The 15723-nt window shown below is 29.8% G+C and carries 15 protein-coding genes; 10 read left to right on the forward strand and 5 right to left on the reverse strand.

Annotated features, from left to right (window positions below):
- Positions 1 to 101 precede the first annotated feature (101 nt).
- The 3 genes from ACSIGC_RS03830 to ACSIGC_RS03840 all read left to right on the forward strand — a co-directional run bounded on the left by ACSIGC_RS03830 (position 102) and on the right by ACSIGC_RS03840 (position 4877).
- Positions 102 to 3362, forward strand: a complete 3261-nt coding sequence (locus ACSIGC_RS03830; protein ID WP_442266841.1) for a S41 family peptidase — start codon at positions 102 to 104, stop codon at positions 3360 to 3362.
- 19 nt (positions 3363 to 3381) lie between these two features.
- A complete protein-coding gene (locus ACSIGC_RS03835) occupies positions 3382 to 3726 on the forward strand; it encodes a 5-carboxymethyl-2-hydroxymuconate Delta-isomerase (RefSeq protein ID WP_442266842.1) in 345 nt (114 codons plus the stop codon).
- Positions 3727 to 4004: 278 nt separating this feature from the next.
- The gene (locus ACSIGC_RS03840) at positions 4005 to 4877 is read left to right on the forward strand and encodes an RluA family pseudouridine synthase (RefSeq protein ID WP_442266843.1); all 873 of its coding nucleotides are present in this window, start codon (positions 4005 to 4007) and stop codon (positions 4875 to 4877) included.
- Here ACSIGC_RS03840 and pdxR read toward each other — a convergent pair.
- Positions 4837 to 6327, reverse strand: a complete 1491-nt coding sequence (pdxR, locus tag ACSIGC_RS03845) for a MocR-like pyridoxine biosynthesis transcription factor PdxR (RefSeq protein WP_442266844.1) — start codon at positions 6325 to 6327, stop codon at positions 4837 to 4839. The two genes, ACSIGC_RS03840 and pdxR, sit on opposite strands and share 41 nt — an antisense overlap.
- Before the next feature lie 82 nt (positions 6328 to 6409).
- On the opposite strand from pdxR, the gene ACSIGC_RS03850 reads away from it, so the two are divergent.
- The 4 genes from ACSIGC_RS03850 to ACSIGC_RS03865 are packed head-to-tail and all read left to right on the forward strand — an operon-like array spanning position 6410 to position 8730.
- On the forward strand, positions 6410 to 6928 hold the full coding sequence (locus ACSIGC_RS03850) for a DinB family protein (RefSeq protein WP_442266845.1): 519 nt from the start codon (positions 6410 to 6412) through the stop codon (positions 6926 to 6928).
- Position 6929: 1 nt separating this feature from the next.
- Positions 6930 to 7520 (forward strand): DJ-1/PfpI family protein, encoded by a 591-nt coding sequence (locus ACSIGC_RS03855; protein WP_442266846.1) that lies wholly within the window; start codon positions 6930 to 6932, stop codon positions 7518 to 7520.
- A 4-nt stretch (positions 7521 to 7524) separates the two neighbouring features.
- Positions 7525 to 8067, forward strand: a complete 543-nt coding sequence (locus ACSIGC_RS03860; RefSeq protein WP_442266847.1) for a GNAT family N-acetyltransferase — start codon at positions 7525 to 7527, stop codon at positions 8065 to 8067.
- A gap of 3 nt (positions 8068 to 8070) precedes the next feature.
- Entirely contained in the window at positions 8071 to 8730 is a 660-nt protein-coding gene (locus tag ACSIGC_RS03865) for a pyridoxamine 5'-phosphate oxidase family protein (protein WP_442266848.1), read from the forward strand.
- A 46-nt stretch (positions 8731 to 8776) separates the two neighbouring features.
- On the opposite strand, the gene ACSIGC_RS03870 is transcribed toward ACSIGC_RS03865, so the two are convergent.
- A complete protein-coding gene (locus ACSIGC_RS03870; RefSeq protein ID WP_442266849.1) occupies positions 8777 to 9460 on the reverse strand; it encodes a dioxygenase family protein in 684 nt (227 codons plus the stop codon).
- 283 nt (positions 9461 to 9743) lie between these two features.
- Here ACSIGC_RS03870 and ACSIGC_RS03875 point away from each other — a divergent pair, with 283 nt between their 5' ends.
- Together ACSIGC_RS03875 and ACSIGC_RS03880 are read left to right on the forward strand one after the other, a co-directional pair.
- Positions 9744 to 10649, forward strand: a complete 906-nt coding sequence (locus ACSIGC_RS03875; RefSeq protein WP_442266850.1) for an ATP-grasp domain-containing protein — start codon at positions 9744 to 9746, stop codon at positions 10647 to 10649.
- On the forward strand, positions 10649 to 11923 hold the full coding sequence (locus ACSIGC_RS03880) for a hypothetical protein (protein WP_442266851.1): 1275 nt from the start codon (positions 10649 to 10651) through the stop codon (positions 11921 to 11923). The genes ACSIGC_RS03875 and ACSIGC_RS03880 overlap by 1 nt, the downstream gene beginning before the upstream one ends.
- Before the next feature lie 72 nt (positions 11924 to 11995).
- Here the strand turns inward: ACSIGC_RS03880 and ACSIGC_RS03885 are convergent, their stop codons facing one another.
- Positions 11996 to 12355 (reverse strand): hypothetical protein, encoded by a 360-nt coding sequence (locus ACSIGC_RS03885; RefSeq protein ID WP_442266852.1) that lies wholly within the window; start codon positions 12353 to 12355, stop codon positions 11996 to 11998.
- 275 nt (positions 12356 to 12630) lie between these two features.
- Between ACSIGC_RS03885 and trmD the strand changes: the two genes are divergently transcribed.
- Positions 12631 to 13311 carry a tRNA (guanosine(37)-N1)-methyltransferase TrmD gene (gene trmD, locus ACSIGC_RS03890; protein WP_442266853.1) on the forward strand — a complete coding sequence of 227 codons (681 nt, stop codon included), beginning with the start codon at positions 12631 to 12633 and terminating at the stop codon, positions 13309 to 13311.
- On the opposite strand, the gene ACSIGC_RS03895 is transcribed toward trmD, so the two are convergent.
- Positions 13312 to 14805, reverse strand: coding sequence for an ArnT family glycosyltransferase (locus tag ACSIGC_RS03895; RefSeq protein ID WP_442266854.1), 1494 nt, complete (start codon positions 14803 to 14805; stop codon positions 13312 to 13314).
- Entirely contained in the window at positions 14805 to 15485 is a 681-nt protein-coding gene (locus ACSIGC_RS03900) for a phosphatase PAP2 family protein (RefSeq protein ID WP_442266855.1), read from the reverse strand. Before ACSIGC_RS03900 ends, ACSIGC_RS03895 begins: the two co-directional genes overlap by 1 nt.
- Between the last annotated feature and the right edge of the window lie 238 nt (positions 15486 to 15723).

The following is a 15723-nucleotide window of genomic DNA, read 5'->3' on the forward strand; positions in this document are numbered from 1 at the left end:
TAAAACTTTAATATAAATCTAAATCGCTTTAACAAATTCTTCACGCTTTCCGTTTTCCTTTTTGTGTACCTTTATTTACTTCATTAACCAAATAAAATATCATGAAAAAAATTCTCATAGTTATGGCTTTGTCAATTTTCTATTTTGGAAATTCTCAAGGCACAAGACTATTAAGACAACCTACACTTTCGCAAAATGATGTAGTTTTTGTTTATGCAAACGATTTATGGAAAGCTTCTTTAAATGGAGGCGATGCCGCTAGACTTACAAGTCATGAAGGATATGAGTCTAATCCTCATTTTTCTAAAGATGGAAAAATGATTGCTTTTACAGCTCAATATGATGGAAACATTGATGTTTATGTAATTCCTACTGAAGGTGGAGAACCTAAAAGATTAACTTACCATCCTGCTGGTGATTTTGTTCAAGGCTGGACTCCAGATAATAAAATCTTATTCCGTTCTGGTAGAGAATCAAGACCTACTCAAACCAATAAATTCTTTACAGTTTCCCCTAAAGGTGAAATGCCAACAGCTGTTGAAATTCCAAGAGCTGCATATGGTGAAATTTCTGCTGATGGGAAATATATTGCTTATACTCCTATTACAAGCTGGGATGCAGAATGGAGAAACTACCGAGGTGGACAAGCAATGCCTATTTGGATTGTAAATTTAAAAACGAAAGCCTTACAAACTACTCCGCAAAAAGATAAAGAAAGACATTTAGATCCTGTATGGCATAACGGAATTGTATATTATTTATCTGAAAGAGATTATACAAGTAATATTTGGTCATACGATATTAAAACTAAACTAGAGCGTCAAATTACATTTCATAAAAAATTTGATGTAAAAAGTTTAGATGCAAATACTAATGGAATTGTTTACGAACAAGGTGGATATATTCACTTTTTAAATCCTGAAACTAAAACCACAAGACAAATAAAAATTAATGTAAAAGGTGATTTAAATTATTCAAGAACACGTTGGATGAATGTTTCTGGTAGAAACTTAACCAACCCAAATGTATCTCCTAAAGGAAAAAGAGCCATTTTTGAGTATCGTGGAGAAATCTTTACAGTACCAAAAGAAAATGGTACTTGGAGAAATCTTACCAACTCACCAGGTGTTGCAGATCGCTCACCTATTTGGTCTCCAAAAGGTGATAAAGTTGCTTGGTTTTCTGATAAAAATGGAGAATACGAATTAGTTTTAGCTGATCAAGATGGACAAAACCAACAGTATATTTCATTACCTAATCCAACTTTCTACTTTAGACCAGATTGGTCTCCAGATGGAAAATACATCGCTTATACCGATACCGATTTTAATATTTGGGTAATTAATTTAGACACAAAAAAGACTTTTAAAGTAGATACAGATCGTTATGCACATCCTAACAGATCGATGAATCCTGTTTGGTCTCCAGATAGTGACTGGATTGCTTATGCAAAACAAAATGACAGTCATTTCAAATCTATTTTTGCTTACCAAATAAGTACAAAAAAGAAAGTTCAAATTACAGATCCAATTGCTGATGCTATTTCACCTGTTTGGGATGCTTCTGGAAAATATATTTATACACTAGCAAGTACCGATTATGGTTTACAATCTGGTTGGTTAGATATGAGTTCATACGATCCTAGTGTATCTAGAAGCTTATACGCTGTTGTTTTAAATTCAAAAGACAAAGCTCCTAATCTTCCGAAAACAGATGAAGAAGCTGCTAAAAAAGAAGAAACAGCTTCTAAAAATAAAAAAGACACTAAAAAACCTAGTAAAAAAGACAGTGAAAAAGTCATAGTGACTATTGACGAAGCTGGTATTTTTAATAGAGCTGTTGCATTAAAACTACCTGCTAGAAACTACTTAGGTTTAACAAAAGGACCAAAAAATAAAGTTTTTATTGCTGAAGCTATTCCAAATACACCAGGAATTACAATGCATTCTTATGATGTTACTAAAGAGAAAGCAACTGTTTTCTCTAAAGGAGTTTCTGGAATGGTGACTACTGAAGATAGAAATTCTGTTTTATTATCAAGTCGTGGTAATTGGAGTATTGTAAGTAGTAAAGCACCTGTAAAAGGAACAAAAGGAAGGTTAAAAACAAATCTTAAAATAAAAGTAGATCCGAAAGCTGAAGCACATCAAATCTTTAAAGAAGGATGGAGATACATGCGTGATTTCTTATATGTTGATAATGTTCACGGTGCTCCTTGGGACGATGTTTATAAATGGTATTCTGAATGGATTGACCATGTAAGACACAGAACTGATTTAAATTATGTAGTAGATATTATGAGTGGTGAAGTTGCTATCGGTCACTCTTATGTTTCTGGTGGAGATACACCAAATGTAAACCGAGTTCCTGTAGGATTATTAGGCGCAGATTTAGAACAAAGTAAAGGTTTATACCGTTTTGCTAAAATTTATAAAGGAGAACGTTGGAATCCAAATGTTTCTGCTCCACTTGGTTTACCTGGAATAAACGTAAATAAAGGAGATTATCTTATCGAGGTTAATGGAGTAAAATTAACTAGTGACATGAATCCTTATCAATTATTAGAACAAACAGCTGGACGAGAAATTTATATCAAAGTAAATTCTAAACCAAGTTCAGATGGAGCTAAATCTATTTTAGTAAAACCTACTTTTAGTGAACGTTTCTTAAGATCTATCGATTGGGTTGAAAGCAACAGAAGAAAAGTAGATCAATTATCGAACGGAAAACTTGCTTACGTTTATGTTCCAAATACTTCTGGACCTGGATTTACATCTTTTAATCGTTATTACTTTTCTCAACAAGACAAAAAAGGTGCCGTTATCGATGAAAGAAATAATGGTGGTGGATCTGCAGCTGATTATATGATTGATATTATGTCTCGTGATTTAATGGGATATTTTAATAGTAAAGCTAATGATCGTAGACCTTGGACTACTCCAATGGCTGGAATTTGGGGACCAAAAGTTATGATTATTAATGAACGTGCTGGTTCTGGTGGAGATTTACTTCCGTATATGTTTAAATTTAAGAAAATCGGACCTTTAGTAGGAACTAGAACTTGGGGTGGATTAGTTGGAACTTGGGATACTCCTCGTTTTATTGATGGTGGTAGAATGGTTGCGCCTCGTGGAGGATTCTTTGATGTTGATGGGAAATGGGCTGTAGAAGGCGAAGGTGTTGCTCCGGATATTGAAGTAATTCAAGATCCTAAGAAAGTATTACAAGGAAATGATCCGCAATTAGAAAGAGCAGTTCAAGAAGCTTTACGATTATTAAAAGGAAACGAATTCCAATTAAAACCAGAACCTAAAGCTCCAATTCGTTCTAAGCGACCAAAAGGATACGAGAAAGAAAAATAAATCATATAAGAATATTATTATGCCACATTTTGTAATTGATTGTTCAGAGCATATTATAAAATTGAAATCTCCTCAAGAGATTATACAACAAGTTTACAATACTGCAGACGCTTCAGGTTTGTTTGCTAAAGGAGATATTAAAGTGAGAATAAATCCTTTTCAATATTTTACCATTGGAAATACTTCTGATGATTTTATCCATGTATTTGGAAATATTATGGAAGGAAGAACTGCAGACCAAAAGAAAAAGCTTTCTGAAAGTATTGTATCAACATTAAAATCAATGTTTCCAGATGTTCCAATTATCTCTATTAATATCAGAGATTTTGAAAAAGCAACATACTGTAATAAAACTATGGTGTAATCTATTATAGATTTAGAATAAAATTCTGTCAATTCGAGTGATTTTTCATATAAAATGAAGAAAAGTTTTATCGAAAATAAGGATTTTAACTTCAAAATAGTTCTCGATACACTTTTTCGTGCCTCAAAAGCACTCGAACTGATATCTTAGAATTGTTTAAGTATTTAAATGCACAACGGATTGGTATAATTAAAATCTTGGATATATAACAAACGAAGTTGAAAAACTATTTTTCAGCTTCGTTTTTTTATACCATCTTGCCATAAAATTAATTCTACTTGAAATTAAAAGAGCAACATAAAGTACCTCAACTAAAACAACCAATACGTTTACAAGAATATGGAATTGGCATTTTTAATACGAATCCGACTAGATCTGGTTTTAAAAAAGCCATTAAAAAAGGATTAGTTCTTGTAAATGGAAAAACTGCAACTACTGCTCTATTTATAAACGGAGGTGAATTAATTGAATTGTATCAAGAAGCATCGAATAAAAAAACATTTAATTTTCCTTTAGAAGTTATTTTTGAAGATGAATATCTTGCTGTAATTTTTAAGCCTGCTGGTGTTTTAGTTAGTGGAAATTCGTTTGCAACTATTGCTAACGCTTTAGAACAAAACTTGAAAAAAAGTACACTTGAAGATGCTGTAATACCTCGACCTGTACACCGTTTAGATTATCCAACAAGTGGATTATTACTTATTAGTAAAACTAATGCTGCAACTATAGCATTGACAAAACTTTTTGAAGAAAAAGAAATCGAAAAAACATATCATGCTATAACTATTGATAACATGAAATCATCAGGAGAAATTACAATTCCAGTAGATGAAAAAGAATCTAAATCATTATTCACTGTTTTACAGAGTATTCCTTCAGAAAAATACACCTTTTTAAACCTTGTAGAATTACATCCAAAAACAGGACGAAGACATCAACTTCGAAAACATTTACATGCTATTGGCAATCCGATTTTAGGCGATAAAGATTATTATATCGAAGCATTACTTTCTTATGGAAATGGATTGTATTTACATGCTTCAAAATTAGAATTCATACACCCTTTTACCAATCAAAAAGTTCTTTTTGAAAAAGAACTTCCTAAAAAATTTAAACGGATTTTTCCTGATTTACTAAATCTTTCATTGTAAACTTCATTCGTTTAATTAATTCATAAAGTTCTTCTTCATTAAATGTAGCAAATCCCATTCGTATTGCATTATGATTTGTTTTTGCCATATCGTAACGAGAAACATTTCCTATTGCTAACTTATATTTTTTTGCTATATCAGATACTTGATTCCAAGTATATTTTTTATTTAAAGTTAGCCAAACTGCCATTCCACCTTTCGGCTTATTAAAGCTGAAAAACTCGCTCAACTCTTCTTTTAATAAATTACAAAACAAATCGCGTCTCTTTTCATATACCTTAAGCACTTTTCGAATATGACGATCTAAATCTCCAGATTTAATAAATTCCGCAAAAGTTAATTCTTGTAATGCATCTCCTTGTCGGTCTACAAAACCTCTAACTTGCGAAGCTTCATTTACAAATTCTTTATCAGCAATTAAATAACCAACTCTAAAAACTGGTGCCACTGTTTTACAGACAGAACCAATATAAATTACATTGTGATGTACATCATGACTTGCTAATGGTAAAATTGGAGCATGATTATAATTAAAATCATAATCGTAATCATCTTCTATAATGGCAAAACGGTACTTCTTTGCCAAATTCAATAAACAAATGCGACGCTCAGCAGATAATGTTACCGTAGTTGGATGATGATGATGTGAAGTTACATACACTCCTTTTATTTGCTGAGATTCGCAAATTTTTTCTAAAGCAACCGTATCTATCCCACTTTCATCAACAGGAACTCGTAAAACTTTTGCTCCTTGGTGTAAAAAAGTAATATCTGCAGAAGCATAATTTGTTTCTCCAACTACAATAATATCTTCTTCTTTTAAAAGTAATTGTGCGGATAACCATATTCCCATTTGACTACCTCTTGTAATCAAAATATGATCTTTGGTAATACTTAAACCTCTAGTTTCATTTAAATAACTCGCTAAAACACCTCGAAGTTGTTCATTTCCTTGAGTAGATATATACCCCAAATGTTCAGTAATATTTTTTCTAGCTGAAATCCTTCTGTAAATCTTAGCTAAATCTTCTGTTGGTGTTAATCTTCCATCTGAAACACCATCATTAATATATAACCAACCTTCTTCTTTTTCTATTGTTTTTCCAGGTAAATTAGACTTATAATACGAAAAACCTATTTGATCTATATTATCTGAAACTTCATTTCCTTTATAATCCTCAGATTTTAAAAGTGGTAGATTCTCAGGCACAAAGGTTCCCTTTTTAGGTATCGTTTCCAACCAACCTTGCATTGCCAATTCTTCGTAACAGGCTACAACAGTTTTTCGATGTACTTGCAATAATTCAGCTAGACTTCTGGTTCCTATCAATTTAGTTCCAGACGGAATTTTTCCCTCTTTTATTAAATGAATGAATTGATTCGTTAACTGTAAAAACAAAGGTTCTTTGCTTTTTCTATTAATGTGTAAACTTGTTTTGTAAGGAAACATCTGGACTACTAATTAAATTAATTCTGGACTAATACAACACACCATAAATGTATTATTTTTGAATGAAAATAAGTTACAATCCATGAAAAAATTAGAAGTTTTACCTCATGAATACGACGAATATTACGGAAAATATATTCATAAACTTTCTGATGATATTACTTTAATTGATAGCTTTTCTGAAGGCGCTCATAAAACCTATGATTTCTTTAAGAATATTTCTAACGAGAAACTAGATTATAAATATCAACCAGAAAAATGGAGTGTTAAAGAGATTTTTCAACACTTGATAGACTCTGAACGTGTATTTATACATAGATGCTTTCGAATTGCTAGAAGAGACACTACTCCTTTAGCTGGATTTGATCAAAACATTTACATATCGCCATCAAATGCAAGTCATAAAAATATAGGTGATTTATTAGAAGAATTTAAAATTAATCGTGCCAATTCTATACAGTTATTAAAATCGTTAAACAACGAAGATTTATCTTTTATAGGTAATGCTAACGGAACTAAAATGTCTGCTAGAGCTGCTGCATTTGTAATTCCTGGTCATGATATTTGGCATATAGAGATTATTAAAGAACGATATTTATAACATGAAAAAAACAGTAGGTATATTTATTTTTGATAATGCAGAAGTATTAGATTTTGCCGGACCATTTGAAGTTTTTTCAGTGACTTCAGAGTTAAATAATTTTGAATTATTTGATGTTTTTACCGTAGCGAAAACCAAAAAAGCTATTTCTGCTATAAACGGATTATCTGTAAATCCAAAATACGATTTTAATGATTGTCCAAAAGTTGACATTCTAATTTTAGCTGGTGGAGACGGAACTAATCAAGCTATACAAGATCAAGAAATTATCGATTGGATTGCTAAAACAGATCAAGAAACAGAAATTACAATGAGTATTTGCTCTGGTTCTCGATTCTTAGCAAAAATTGGAGCTTTAGACAACAATCCGTATTGTACACATCATTTAGTTTATGAAGACATGGAAAAATTAGTTCCTTCAGGAAAAACTATTACAGATAAACGTTATGTTCAATCGAATTCAAAAACATATACTTCTGGTGGAATTTCTGCTGGTATTGATTTATCTTTTCATATCGTTGAAAAAATTCATGGTAAGAAAACAGTAGAAAAAACGGCAAAGTACATGGAATATATAATTAATGAAGCTTAGCATTATGAATGCGACAATATCACAAACAGATACAATAGAAATAAAACAAGGAACAGTAAAAGATTTAGAAACTTTAGCCTTATTAGGTAGAGTTACATTTAGAGAATCTCATGGTGATTACATTGAAGATAAAACAAACTTAAATGCTTATTTAGACAAAGCTTTTTCTATTGAAACTACTAAAAAAGAATTAGAAGATAGTAACAACGTATATTTTATACTATATAGAAATCAACTGCCTGTTGGTTATGTAAAATTAGTTTTAAATGCTCCTTCAGAATTTATAGAAAATCAGAATTGTTGTCGTTTAGAGCGTATTTATGTTTTAGATGAATTTATCACTCATAAATTCGGATTAGAACTTTTTAAGAAAACTGTTGCAAAAGCAAAAGAATTACAGTTTGACGTTATGTGGCTTACGGTATATATCAAAAACACAAGAGCTATTAACTTTTATGAAAAAAACGACTTTGAAAAAGTAGGCAATATTTATTTCAAAATCAACAAACAAGGATATGAAAATCCAATTTTAGCAAAAAAATTATAAACTATGGGAACTTTTGAAAAAACGAAACTTAATAGAGTAAAAAGAGGTCAGAATAGAGCTATTTACGATACTGAAGTAATTCATCAAATTATCGATGCAGGATTTATTGGACATGTAGGGTACATTTATGATGGATATCCGATTAGTATTCCAATGGCTTACGCTAGAAAAGAAGATAAAATATATTTACACGGATCAACAGCAAATCGAATGTTAAAAGCTATTCTCGATTCGGGGAAAACATCCATCAATATTATGCATTTAGATGGTTTGGTAATTGCTCGTTCTGGATTGCATCATTCTGTAAATTATCGTTCTGTAACACTTTTTGGTGAAGTAAAAGAAATTACTGAAGATCAGCTAAAAACAATATTTATAAAAGATATTGTAGATCAAATGATTCCTAATCACTGGGACACATTACGTCCGATGCATCAGAAAGAATTAGATCGTACTATGGTTATTGAATTTACTATTACTTCAGCTTCAGCTAAAGTAAGAGCAGAAGGTGTTAACGATGAACCAGAAGATTACGATTTACCATATTGGGCTGGCGTTATACCGGTGAAACAAGTTTTAGAAGCACCTGTTGCAGATAAAGGTTATCCTTCTACAATAGCAATTCCAGAACATATAACAACGCATTACAATAATTATAAATAAAATTAAATGCTTAACCTTTTTAAAATTAATAGTTAAGCATTTATTTTTAAGCTCTTACCTTAATAACTTTAGTTAAAGTATAACCACTAGTTATATTACCAGTTAATGAATCTGCAAGATTTCCATTAGATACAATACCATCATTTGAATTATTAGTATCTGCATTTCCTTTATATCCATTTGTTGCATACACTGCGTTAGAAACGTTAATATCCCAAGAAACTTGTGTAATTAATAGTGAAGATCCTGTATTAGATTTTACTTCAACATGAATATGTGGAGTACGACCAGGATACCAACCTGGAAAAACACTTATAAAAGAAACATTTCCATTAGTGTCTGTTCTTTGTCTTCCTCTTAAGAAATTTTCACTTGTAAAATCACCATCTAATTGATTATTATATTCTGAGTAATTTCCTTTAGCATCACAATGCCAAATATCAACTAATACATTAGGTAAAACAGCACAATTATCATTTGCATTTTGAATTTTAAAATTAATTAATAAAGGAACCCCTGTTCTATTACCAACTATATTTTCTCGAACTAAATCAGCAGGTGTTTTGTTAGGAAATGGTCCTGCTGTCTCAGTTGGTGAAACAATACAAGAATTTGAATCTGTAATTCCTTTTTCGTTATTTTCGTTGCTACAAGATGAAATCAATGTTGGAACTGTCATAATAGTTCCCATTCCTAATAATCCTTTTTTGATAAATTTTTTTCTATTCATTTTTAAGTTATTAAAGGTTCAACAAAAACATTTACTCTATAATGAAAAAATTAATTATCTAAATTATTTCTAATAGCATGTATAGAATAATTTGTTCTATAAGTTTAGAACTTATACTATAATTAATTTGATTCTATTAAATAAAAAACAAGAAAACTTTAATCTACCCTACCTTTTTGATCATCTTGATAAATTTCAATATATTTTTGATGATACTTTTCCTAACTAGATTATTAACATATTATACAAACTATAAGTAAATAGTTTTTCAGAAATTAGCAGCATGAAAAAATTCGATGTTGTAATTCTTTCCGAGAAAAGATATGTAAATCCTATAAAAGTAAATGATTATATAAAAAACCTTTTACTTGAGGATGATTTAGTAAAAAAAGCATTAGAAAAAGAAGGACTAAAAGTTACTCGACTATCTTGGGACGATCCTGATTTTAATTGGTCTGATACAAAATATATTCTTTTTCGTACAACTTGGGATTATTTTGATCGATTTCCAGAATTTTCTGCTTGGTTAAAAAAGGTAAGTCAGCAAACAAAACTGATTAACTCAGAAGCTATCATACGTTGGAACTTAGACAAACATTACCTTTTAGATCTTCAAAACAAAGGAGTTCATATTTGTGAATCTTACTTTATAGAAAAAGGCGAAACTGCTAGTTTACAAGAAATAGCTACAAAACATAATTTAGAAAATTTTGTATTAAAACCTTGTATTTCTGGAGGAGGAAGACATACTTACAAAATAACTTCTGAAACAATTGCTGAACACGAAAACACTTTTCAAAAGTTAATCGCTGAGGAAGCTTATATTGTACAACCTTTTCAAAAAAACATAGTTGAGAAAGGAGAAATCTCGTTAATTATTATCAATGGAGAATTTACTCATGCTGTTTTAAAAATCGCTAAACCTGGTGATTTTAGAGTTCAAGATGATTTTGGAGGTACTGTTCACGATTACACTCCTACTGCTGATGAAATTGCTTTTGCAGAAAAAGCTATTAAAGCTTGTAACGAATTACCGTTATATGCTAGAGTAGATATTTTTACTGATAATGATAACAAATTAGCTATTGCAGAATTGGAGTTGATTGAACCTGAACTTTGGTTTAGAAATCATCCTGAAGCTGCAGTAAAACTTTCACAACCCATCAAACAATTAATTACACCAAACTAATGAAAAAACTCTTAAAATTTATAGGAATTCTATTACTACTAATTATTGGAGTACTTACATTTTTATATTTTAAATATAACGAAGCTTTACCTACTGGGAAACAAGGTGAAGAAGCTGATGCCTTAGCCAATAAAATGTTAATCGCTTTACAACACGAAGCTTTCGAAAATACGGAGATTATAGAATGGTCTTTTATTGGAAAACATTTTTACAAATGGTACAAACAAGAAGATAAAGTTGAAGTTTCTTGGGAGAAGAATAAAGTAGTATTAGACACTAAGAATCCTGACAAAAGTGAAATCTTTGTGGACGGACAAAAATCCGATGATAAAACACTAATCAAAAAAGCAGAAGCTTTCTTTAATAACGATAGTTTTTGGTTAATTGCTCCACATAAAGTTTTTGATAATGGAGTCGAAAGAAGAATTGTAAAACACAACGATAAAGATGCTTTACTTGTAACTTATACTTCTGGTGGAACTACTCCTGGTGATTCTTATTTATGGATTTTAAATGATTATGGTTTTCCTACGCACTTTAAAATGTGGACTCAAATTATTCCTATTGGTGGTCTTGGAGCTTCTTGGAATGATTGGACTACTACCGAATCTGATTTACAACTTCCAACAAAACATAAGTTAGATGTATTCGGATTTGAAATCAACATGGGAACTCCAAAAGCTTCTAATCCAAAATCTGATGGATTAGCAAATAAGGTTTTAAAAGCTATTAAACACGACGCATACAAAACAACAAATACTTTAGAATGGAGTTTTGGTGGTAGAAGAGCTTACAAATGGAACAAAAAAGAACATATTGCAGAAGTTACTTGGGATTCTACAATGGTGGTACTTCATCCAAATAATATTGAAAAAAGTATAATTTATTTTAATGGAAAATTATCTGATTCTAAAGATAAAGCGATCATTAAAAAAGCGGAAGATTACTTTAACAACGATAGTTTTTGGTTAGTTGCTCCTCATAAATTATTTGAGCCTGGAATAATTCGTACTGTAAAAGAAGTAGATGGAAAAGAAGCTTTACTTGTAAAATATACAACTGGTGGGACAACTCCTGGTGATTCTTATTTATGGACTTTAGATGAAAATTATATTCCTATAAGTTATAAAATGTATGTACCTAGCATGAAAATGGAAGGTGTTCCTGCTACTTGGGAAGATTGGATTACTACCGAAAGTGGAACTTTATTACCTAAAATGCATCGTTTTGGAAAAAATGGTGAATTAAGTATGGGAGAAGTTAAAGGATACTAAAAATAGTAAAACATAAATAATCTTACACCTCCGTATCTTTTAGATATGGAGGTTTTTAATTTACAATAAATGCTAATAAAATAATATTAGTAAAGTTGTTGAAGCTATTCCGCCGATGATATTAAATGACAATAACAGGTGATCTAATTTATTTTTACTCTTCCATAATACAGCAAACCATAATGCAAAAAATAAAGCTATAATAAAACCAGCTAATTCATAAAAAAGAGGAAGAATACAAGAAGCGATAAATAAACTTGCTACTGTGATTAAGATAAAAGGAGTTACATTTTTTTCTTTTTTAAATATTGAAAGAATAGAAACTACACCAAAAGGAAAAAGAAAAATCCCTAATAATAATCTGTAAAAATTGATAATCCAATCTCCTTCATAAGAAAACATCAAGATGATAATTGTAATAATTATAATCATTTGATAAAAACTCAACCACCTATTCAATTTTTTAATCATAATTACTTCTAAAAAATCTTGAACAATAATGAAAAAATTGCTTTTAACATCTTAAAAACAAGATAAATTGCTAATGTTCCAATCAAATAAAACTTGAAGAATTCTCCTATTCTATCCAAATAAGAAAAGAACTTTTCAATGTAATAAAGTAAACGATCAATAATTGTTTTCATAACATCTGTAAATATAAATAAACTAAACTTACTTGTTCGTTTATAAAATCCTACTTTTGCATCATGCGAGTAGATATTATTACAGTTGAGCCAGATTTAATTAAAAGTCCTTTTCAAAATTCAATGATGAAAAGAGCCATTGATAAAGGATTAGCCGAAGTTCATTTTCATAACTTAAGAGAATTTGGATTTGGAAATTACCGTCAAATAGATGATTATCAATTTGGTGGTGGTGCTGGAATGGTATTAATGATTGAACCTATTGCAAAATGTATCGAAGGATTATTAGCTGAACGTAAATACGATGAAATTATTTACATGACTCCAGATGCACCAACTTTAAATCAAGCTACTGCAAATACATTATCACTTAAAGAAAATATTATTATTCTTACTGGTCATTACAAAGGTGTAGATCAACGTGTAAGAGATAAATACATTACAAAAGAAATCTCAATTGGAGATTACGTTTTAACAGGAGGAGAATTAGCTGCCGCTGTGTTGTGCGATGCTATTATTCGTTTAATTCCTGGAGTTTTAGGAGATGAAACTTCTGCCTTGACTGATTCTTTTCAAGATAATTTATTATCACCACCAGTTTATACAAGACCTTCGGAATATGAAGGTATGAAAGTTCCTGAAGTATTATTATCAGGAAATTTTCCTAAAATAGAAGAATGGCGTTCAGAAAAAGCTTACGAAAGAACTAAAGCTATACGTCCGGATTTACTAGATGAAGAGTAATTATTTTTCTAATATGTAAAGAAAAACGTATTTTACTACTGCTTCGTTTCTTTCAATAGGAATTTCTTTTAGTTTTTTTATGGTTGAGTATTCATTCTTATAAATTTCTCTAGGATCCTTATAATTTCTACTATCCGTAATGTATAAAACTTTATTTCCGAGTTTAGGATATGTTTTATTAATCCAATAGTATTTATGAATAGCTGTCAACTCTCCTACTCCATAAACTCTCATTGAATTTGGTTGAGCTATGTAATAATCAATATGAGCTGCAGGATACCATCTGTTTGATACAATAGGCAAACTTCTTAACTCTTCTTTTTCAAAAAATAAAGTCAGCTTTTCTGAAGCTTGTTCCCATCCATACATATCTAAAACGGCATCTTTTCTACCTAAAATTTCTTTAGTCTTGGATAAATTATCAGATAATAAAAATCCTGTAGTAATCATAATGGAAGCGAAAATCAATAGCATAAAAAAACTCGACATTCCAATGGTAAGCTTTTTAATGATTCTCTTCTTTTCTGAAAGAAAAACTGCTAATAATGGCAATAAAGTTAAATATGAAACTCCAGACCAATGTGGTAATGTATCTCTTGAAAATGACAAATAAACTGTAGTTAAAATTAAAGGTAATGAACAACTGATAAAAAAATAAGAAACTTTACTATCCATAATAAACTTCTTCTTTCTTAATGCAAGAAACATAATAACTAACATTACAACTATGTAAGGATTATTATAAACAAACTGTCCTAAAATTTCTCTTAAAAATGAATCTTTATTGAACTTAAAACTAAAAAATGAAACTCGATTTCCATGAAACTTATAACTGATAAAATCGTTTAAATAATTCCAATAAAAAATAATTCCAACAGCTATAATTGGAAATATAAAACCAGAATAGAAAATAGGCTTTTTTAGCCATACATTATTTTTAACAACAACAAATAGAATAACTCCAAAAAGTAAATAAATAGCTTGATATTTAGAATAAATTGCTAAACCGGCAAACACAAAAGCTAGAATTAATTTTAGATATAATTTTTGATCAGGGTCTTTCGGTAAAACTTGAATAAAGAAATAAAAACTCAACAACCAAAAAAATACTAAGGGTGAATCTGGTAAAATAAAAGTTCCAGCGATTACAAATCCGTAAATATGAATATTGTATAATAAAACAGCTATAAAACCTATTTTTTCTCCTCTTAAGTATTTTCCTATTAAAAAAAGAACATACATGGTTATGCTTGTAGGAATAATAGCGGCTAACCTAATGGTTAATTCAGAACTAAATAATAAATCTAAAGTGAAGAACTGTATAAAAAAACCAACCATTGGCGGATGATCAAAATGACTTATATCTGAATATTTTGCATATAACCAATAATACACTTCGTCATTTCCAAACTCCAAACTTCCTGCTAAAAAGAACCTTAAAATTGTACTGATTACAATAGTAATTATAGTAATCTTTTTATAATCGTTTTGCATTAATGAATTCTTTTTCTTTCTGGAAAAAACAAACTCATACTAACAAAACCGATTACAATTCCTAAAATTGAACCAACAAAAATATCCATCAAAAAATGTTGAGAAAGATATACTCTTGAAATTCCAGCAATAATAGCAAGTAATATCCAAACATATTGTGAAACACACTTTCTAAAGTATAAACAAAGTATCGCAAAAATTGTAAAAGCTGTCATGGTATGACCTGATGGAAATGAATTCCAAAAAGCCATTTTAACACCATTAATAAGATGTAAATTTTCTAAACCTAAAAACTCTGCTGGTCTTGGTACTCCTTTAAAAATAATCTTTTTAAAAAAGTGAGTAATTACTAATGTTAACAAACCTCCTACAACGAATACTAAAGTCATTTTTCGTTTAACAAACAAAAAAATAAACGCCAATACAGCAAACATAACTCCATCTCCTAAAAAAGTAGAATATTTAAAAAACACATCAAAAAAAGACGAATGATATTTATTTAACTTTAAATGTAAGTCTGCTTTATTATACAATATAACTAATAGTACGGAAGCAAAAAAGAATATTAAATAAGTAATAGACACTTCTTTTCTAATCGTTTTAATAAAAGACATAAAAGAGCTTAAGAATCTTTTTAATCTAGAATTAAAAAGTCTTTCTTTATAAATTACAGTTTCCATCAATAGTTTTTAAAGCACTGTAATATATTTTTAAAGCTTATACTAGAATTTAAGAAGGTTTTAAAAAATCATCATTAAAAAAAACTCTTTTAACTATTAATCAATAGTTTATTAATACATTAAGAAACTTTTTTTACAGTAATTTAATTTCATTTTTTTCATAATTACTTAAAAATATGTTCTATATTTGCACTCGCAAAATCAACCTCTGACGAGAATCGTGAATGTTGTTTTGTTA

The sequence above is a fragment of the Tenacibaculum aquaeponti genome (genome assembly GCF_052084715.1).
Taxonomy (GTDB): domain Bacteria; phylum Bacteroidota; class Bacteroidia; order Flavobacteriales; family Flavobacteriaceae; genus Polaribacter.